Genomic DNA, 6,417 nt, shown 5'->3' with positions numbered 1-6,417 from the left:
CTCGTATCTCGTATCTCGTATCTCGTATCTCGTATCTCGTATCTCGTATCTCGTAGAAGCATAAAAAAGCCCCAACACGAATGTCGAGGCTCAAAGTATCTTTATCTATATTGTCACTGGACGTCCCTAGTTCACTGCTCTTCGTTGTTTTCAGCAAACTTAGATGGCGACATACCAAAGTGATGTTTAAACCTTTGACTGAAATAGGAGGGGTCATTGAAACCCGAATCAAACGCGACGTCTGAAATCCTCTCTCCCGCAAGTAGCCGCTCGCACGCATGCTCCAAACGTACTTCATTCAAATGCTCTTTAAAGGTCTTGTTGTAAGCCGATTTAAAACGTCTCTGTAAGCTTCTCTCTGACATGAACAAGTACTTAGCGGCATTTGCAGTACTGAACTCTGCATCGGCGTAGTTTTCACTTACAAGCTGTGACACTCTGTTTTTCCACTCTTGCTCAGCACTTAACCTTTGTTGCTCCGTCGCTGAAACTGTAAGTTTAATGGTCTCAATCTGTTCAATTGTACTAGCTTCCAAATTATCTAACACTTGATATTCAATCGGCCACGAAAGCTGCACCTTATTTTGAGAGTCCGAGACAAAAGCATTCAGTTCACCACCGCTCTGGTTCATCAATAATGGCAACTTTTCGATGTTTAGGTCGGTCGATTTTCCAGTATTGTCATTAATGCTTGAAGTCAATTTTGGGAAAGGCATTCCATGGTCTCGAATCGTCACAACAAGGTGCTCTTTAACCTCTTCAACCAATACCACCATACTCTGTGACTTAAAATTTCTCTTAATGATGCTAGCGACTAGACTGTTGAAAATAATATCAAGGTTAAAATACAGCAAGGAGACGTGTCGTTGTTTAGTGTCAACTTTAATATCCAGTTCAATACCGGCTTTGGCTAAATCGTCCTGCCAAGCTTTGAGTACAGCTTCTAAGATTAAAATTATATCGTAACAAACCTTTCCCTTCCCTTGTGGCGTGTTACTCAACTGAGCCAAGCCATTTTTCAATGTCAATATTGGCGACTTACCTTGTTCATCATTCCAATTTGGGATCATAGCTGCGATATGATTAACTTCAGAAGAGAGTTCATTAGCAGTATGTGTGACAAGAGCACTCTTAACTGACAACTGTTTTTTAAGCTGTTGATTAGTCGTTAGTAGTATTCGGCTTTGATGCCTCAGTTGATCTGTCTTTAATGCAACTTGCGCCTTTAAGTGCCTGTTGGCGAAAGTGACGTAACGCGATCGCCAAAAAACCAAAGCAGTCACTACACAGATAAGTAATACAAGAGAGCTTGCTGCTGCCCAATTACTCAGATACCAAGGTTCCGCAATAGAAAAGCTTTGGTTCGTTGACGTAAAGCGATAATGGGAGTCCTTAACGGGTTTCACTTCCAACGTATAGTCCCCAGGAAGAAGGTGATCGAGTGTTAGTAACCCCCCTTCAAACTCACTCCAAGGTTCATTGTCGCTTAGTCGATACTCCATTGCAGGTGTGTATGTCGCTGGTAAAATTCCAATCTTAAAACCGATTGATGAGCCATAAGGAATTTCATCTAAATCAGCTGTCTTGCCACCAAGTGATACTATCTGATGGTCGACACTTATCTTGCTTAGCAATGCACGGCTATGAGGTGTTGTTGATACCAATAGCTCATTAGCTAACGCACTCACCACGCCATATCTTGAGCCAAAGATAAGCCTAGTAGACTGGCTACCTGAGCTGTAAAACAGAGCACACGCACCTGCAGCCAATTCATTGGTGATCAAGCCAAATGGTGAGCCGATATGTTTATGCAGTTGCCCATCCAATCCGTAATAGCTAATACCTTTCGAAGAGCCTAACCACATCCCATTATCATCGCTAATTAAACATTTAGGACTGATATTTTCCTCAACAAGAGTGACCTCTTGAATAATAGAACTGTTATTAGAGATTCGATACACACCATAGCTACTCGCAAACCACTGGGATCCATCTTTCGCTTTTTCAATATCGACCACTTTGCCAAGCCGCTCGCTTGAACGACTAAAGCTAATTCTCTCATCAAGAAAAGAGTAGAATCCGTGATCAGTACCAACATAAATACGACCTTGTAAACCTATATTGAGAGCGGTGATCTTTGCTGGCAAAAATTTATCGACTAACCAGTCGGTACCATAACTTGTCAACTTATTGGTTTCGATAGATAACGAATAAAGGTTTTGTCCCGAGGTCATCCAAAGCATGTTATTCGCTTCAAGTGCAAAGTTTTCAACGGGTACACCTTCAATCGCTCTTGGTAGATCGACCTTTTCAGCCTCTAACGTATCAGTGTTGAAACTAATAATACCTTCTGCAGTCGCCAACCAAATTGAAGAACCAAAGAACTCAAAGTCCTGTACTGGGTTAGAGTAAACACGAACGGGGTTATCTTCACTTTGAGAATCAACCAAATAGAGACCTCTGGAAGAAGCAACCCAAGACAGTTGATCGCGAACAAGCTGTACTTTGTTTATCACCACACTACTCGAGTGCATCCCCATTCCCGTTAATGGCGTTCTTGAGAATGTCCTGCTGAACAGTGAAAAGTATCGAATTCCGTTATTGGTCGCGACCCACATTCCACCAGCATGGTCGTTAATTAACGAATATATTTTTTCACCCGGTAACGAAAAGTCTTGATTATCGGCTTGTTCAAATCGTGTAATTTGCCCCGTAATAAAGTTGTAGCTGATAAGACCATGCTCAGTCCCAATCCAGTATTGATCGGTTGTTTCAGCGAGAGAAAGAACATGCGAACCACGCACCCACCTTTCTTTCTTAGGATTTGCAAGATCTATAATCACTGCACCATTCAATGTACCAATGACTAACTCACGTCTTGCCATCGAAAAATACAGCGTCTCTATATGATTTTTTTCTGATGCAGCGATATGAGTAAATTCTTGGCTATCAGAAAGGTACACTCCGGAGCTGGTCGCAAGCACCCATTTTGACAGCACCCGCTCAGCATCGTTAATCGTAATATCGCTGCTATTGTTATGCCGATACAATTTTAGAAGCGAGTAAGTGCTAAATTCTAAAGATTGAGTATTGTACGTATAGAAATTACTGCCATCTGTAACCCAAATATAATCACCGGAAGCACCGATATTCGCGATCTCAGCCCCCGGGCTTAGACTAAATGCAAGTGCATTGCCGATTCCTGGGCTATGTCGGTACACCTCATTATCAAAGAAAGTCCAAAACTCATCGTTAAGAAACGCGACTTTCTCTGAAGAAAACTGCAAAAGGCTACCTTTTCGAGGGAATAGGGTTCTGCCATCATAAAAAAGTATTTTTCCATGCACATCATGAACCCAGAGTCCGCCACCTTCACCTAAGTACAGATTTTTTGCCGCAAGGAAGTTCCCTTGTGCTTGAACGGGCAAAGGGTAGAAAACGGAGGGTGATGTATTTACCGCAAGAACGCTAAATGAAATGCTCATTAAGATGAACATTTTGAAAATAATTCGATACAACTTTTAATCCTGAACAGCAACAACACATGAAATATTGGTTCTCACAGCGCTTGTTGCTGATTAACCAAAAAGTGAGTTTTTTTGTGCTTATTATTATCTTTCTATTTTAGCTGAAATTGACAAAGGAGAAAGGAGGTTTGATATTTGTTGGAAGGTTTTATCTTAGCGGTCACGAAAATGCCGCAAAAAGCGGCATGATTCATCAATTAACGAGAACAAAGTGTCGTAAAGAATACTCGATATTGATTACATTCCACTCAAGCAACTTGTGTAACTATCTGTAAGCTGCTGAAGAAAATCAAAATAGCTTCCACTCTTCACTTCAACCTGCGAACCGACAGGATCAAGTTGTCCTTGTTTAGCGTTACTTCCACGAGTCACCGATTCAATCACCGCTGGTGTAAATTGAGGCTCTGAAAATACGCATTGAACATTTTCACGCACCAAAGTCTTCTTGATAGCTATCAGACTTTTTGCGCCAGGTTTACGCTCAGGGCTAACCGTAAAGTGGCCTAGATTATTCAACTTAAATTCTTGTTCGAAGTAGCCATACGCGTCATGGAATACGTAGTAGCCTTTGTCTTTCACTGGCGCGAGTTGTTCATGAATCGCCTGCTGTTTCTCTTTCAAAGCAATCAAGAATGAATCTAGATTCTCTTGATACGCCATGGCGTTATCAGAGTCTGACTCAATTAGCTTAGCTGAGATATACTTTGCCGCGACCTCGACTTGATCGATACCCAACCAAAAATGCGGGTCATGACTACCATGGTTGTGCCCTTCATGAGCATCGTGGTCTTCATGTCCAAACTCTCTCAAGTTAATCCCCGGAATCTCACTGATCTTGATAACGTTTTCTTTAGAACCAATCACCTTGGTCAAAAAAGCTTCTAGGTCAGGGCCAAACCAGATCACCATATCGGCACTATGAACTTTTTTGACATCCGATGGCTTAAGCGCATAATCGTGCGGCGAAGCATTGCTGTTCATCAACACATCAGGTTCACTAACGCCCTGCGTTAATTCTGTCACAATCATTTGAATTGGTTTGAAGCTTGTTAGAATAGTATTGGCACTTGCAACACTTGGCGCTAAAAGCAAAGTAGCAAGTATAAAAGATGAACGTGACATAATTCCTCGTTAATAGAAAAGTAGCTTAGGCTTGAGGTAAATGTTACATTATAACATTAGCGAATTGCAAATGAGTTCTATTCATGGATAATTTAATCCAACTAGATTCTGTGAGCGTCGAATTTGACGGTCGAAAAGTTCTAGATAACATCTCTCTAAATTTAGAGCGCGGCAGAATCACCACCCTGATTGGGCCAAACGGTGCAGGAAAGTCGACATTAGTAAAAGTGGTATTAGGTTTACAGACCAAATTTTCAGGCACAATAACAAAAGCTAAAAAACTGAAAATTGGCTATGTACCACAAAAATTAAAGCTCAATGATTCACTACCGCTCAATGTAGAACGTTTTCTAAAGCTCACTGGTAAGTTCAGTCAGCAAGAGATCCTTGAAGCATTGAAGCTCGTTGGTGCTGAACATCTACAAAAGAGCAACATGCACCAACTATCTGGCGGTGAAAACCAACGTGTGCTAATTGCTCGTTCATTGCTAAGAAGACCCGATCTACTGGTTCTTGATGAACCCGCACAAGGTGTTGATGTACAAGGCCAAATAGACCTGTACGACCTGATCGATACCATTCGCCACCGTTTTGGTTGTGCCGTATTTATGGTTTCACACGATCTGCATTTAGTGATGGCAAAAACAGACGATGTTATCTGTTTGCATCACCATATCTGCTGTTCAGGCGCACCGGCAGACATCAAACACCACCCCTCTTATATCGCACTTTTTGGCACCGCGACCCAAGAGACCTTAGCCTTTTATCACCACCAACACGAACATCACCATCATGATCTCGCAGGACAGCCTGTCGAAGGCGACGTGCATGAATGTTCAAACCATAAACACGGACACCACTAATGCTTGAGTTTCTTCTTCCCTCTATTTTAGCTGGCTTGGGCATTGCTCTAATCGCGGGGCCACTAGGTTCATTCGTGGTGTGGCGCAAGATGGCTTACTTTGGTGACACGCTTGCTCACGCTTCTTTGATGGGCTTAGCACTTGGCTTTCTGTTCAACATTAACTTGTATTTCGCGCTGCTGATTTGTTGTTTGATGCTAGCTGTGTTGCTAGTGACTTTACAAAAACAAAAGCTGGTCGCGACCGATACCCTACTCGGTATTTTGGCGCACAGCGCTCTGTCTTTGGGTCTTGTCGCCGTGAGTTTCTTAGATAACGTTCGCGTTGACCTAATGAGCTACCTATTTGGTGACTTGCTTGCAGTGTCTCCGACAGATTTGGTATTCATCTATGCGGGTGCTGCCGTGATTGGAGTGGTACTTGCTATCTTTTGGCGACCACTATTGTCGACGACCGTTAACGAAGATCTCGCAGCGGTTGATGGCATCAACATTGATTTAATGCGTCTTATTTTGATGCTATTGGTTGGGATCGTGATTGCGGTAGGTATGAAGTTTGTTGGTGCGTTAATCATGACCTCACTACTTATCATTCCGGCAGCAACGGCAAGAAAATTCGCCAATACACCCGAACAAATGGCATTCCTTGCATCGGTAATTGGTTCTATCGCTGTGTTCGGAGGATTGAGCTTGTCTTGGTTCTATGACACACCGGCCGGCCCTTCTGTTGTGATTAGTGCTGCGGCAATGTTTATGCTGTCTCAAATGGTTAGAAGCCGAGCTTAGCACTTATCAGTACGATCTCGTATCTCGTATCTCGTATCTCGTATCTCGTATCATTGAAAACATACAAAAAAGGCTTGGTCAGTGACCAAGCCTTTTTAATATCGTTCAGTTAACTTCTAT

The 6,417-nt window shown here is 42.4% G+C and carries 4 protein-coding genes; 2 read left to right on the top strand and 2 right to left on the bottom strand.

Annotated features, from left to right (window positions below; all coding sequences use genetic code 11):
* Window positions 1-131: 131 nt before the first annotated feature.
* Together ACED25_RS17830 and znuA are read right to left on the bottom strand one after the other, a co-directional pair.
* The gene (locus ACED25_RS17830) at window positions 132-3,518 is read right to left on the bottom strand and encodes a helix-turn-helix domain-containing protein (protein WP_371695799.1); all 3,387 of its coding nucleotides are present in this window, start codon (window positions 3,516-3,518) and stop codon (window positions 132-134) included.
* 246 nt (window positions 3,519-3,764) lie between these two features.
* Window positions 3,765-4,649, bottom strand: a complete 885-nt coding sequence (gene znuA, locus ACED25_RS17825) for a zinc ABC transporter substrate-binding protein ZnuA (protein ID WP_009847313.1) — start codon at window positions 4,647-4,649, stop codon at window positions 3,765-3,767.
* A gap of 83 nt (window positions 4,650-4,732) precedes the next feature.
* Here znuA and znuC point away from each other — a divergent pair, with 83 nt between their 5' ends.
* Both znuC and znuB read left to right on the top strand, forming a co-directional pair.
* Window positions 4,733-5,512, top strand: coding sequence for a zinc ABC transporter ATP-binding protein ZnuC (gene znuC / locus ACED25_RS17820; RefSeq protein WP_012604527.1), 780 nt, complete (start codon window positions 4,733-4,735; stop codon window positions 5,510-5,512).
* Entirely contained in the window at window positions 5,512-6,297 is a 786-nt protein-coding gene (gene znuB, locus ACED25_RS17815) for a zinc ABC transporter permease subunit ZnuB (RefSeq protein WP_009847315.1), read from the top strand. The genes znuC and znuB overlap by 1 nt, the downstream gene beginning before the upstream one ends.
* Window positions 6,298-6,417 lie beyond the last annotated feature (120 nt).

The sequence above is a fragment of the Vibrio sp. 1F263 genome (genome assembly GCF_041439035.1).
Classification (GTDB): domain Bacteria; phylum Pseudomonadota; class Gammaproteobacteria; order Enterobacterales; family Vibrionaceae; genus Vibrio; species Vibrio tasmaniensis_A.
This window is presented reverse-complemented; position numbering and strand designations above follow the sequence as displayed.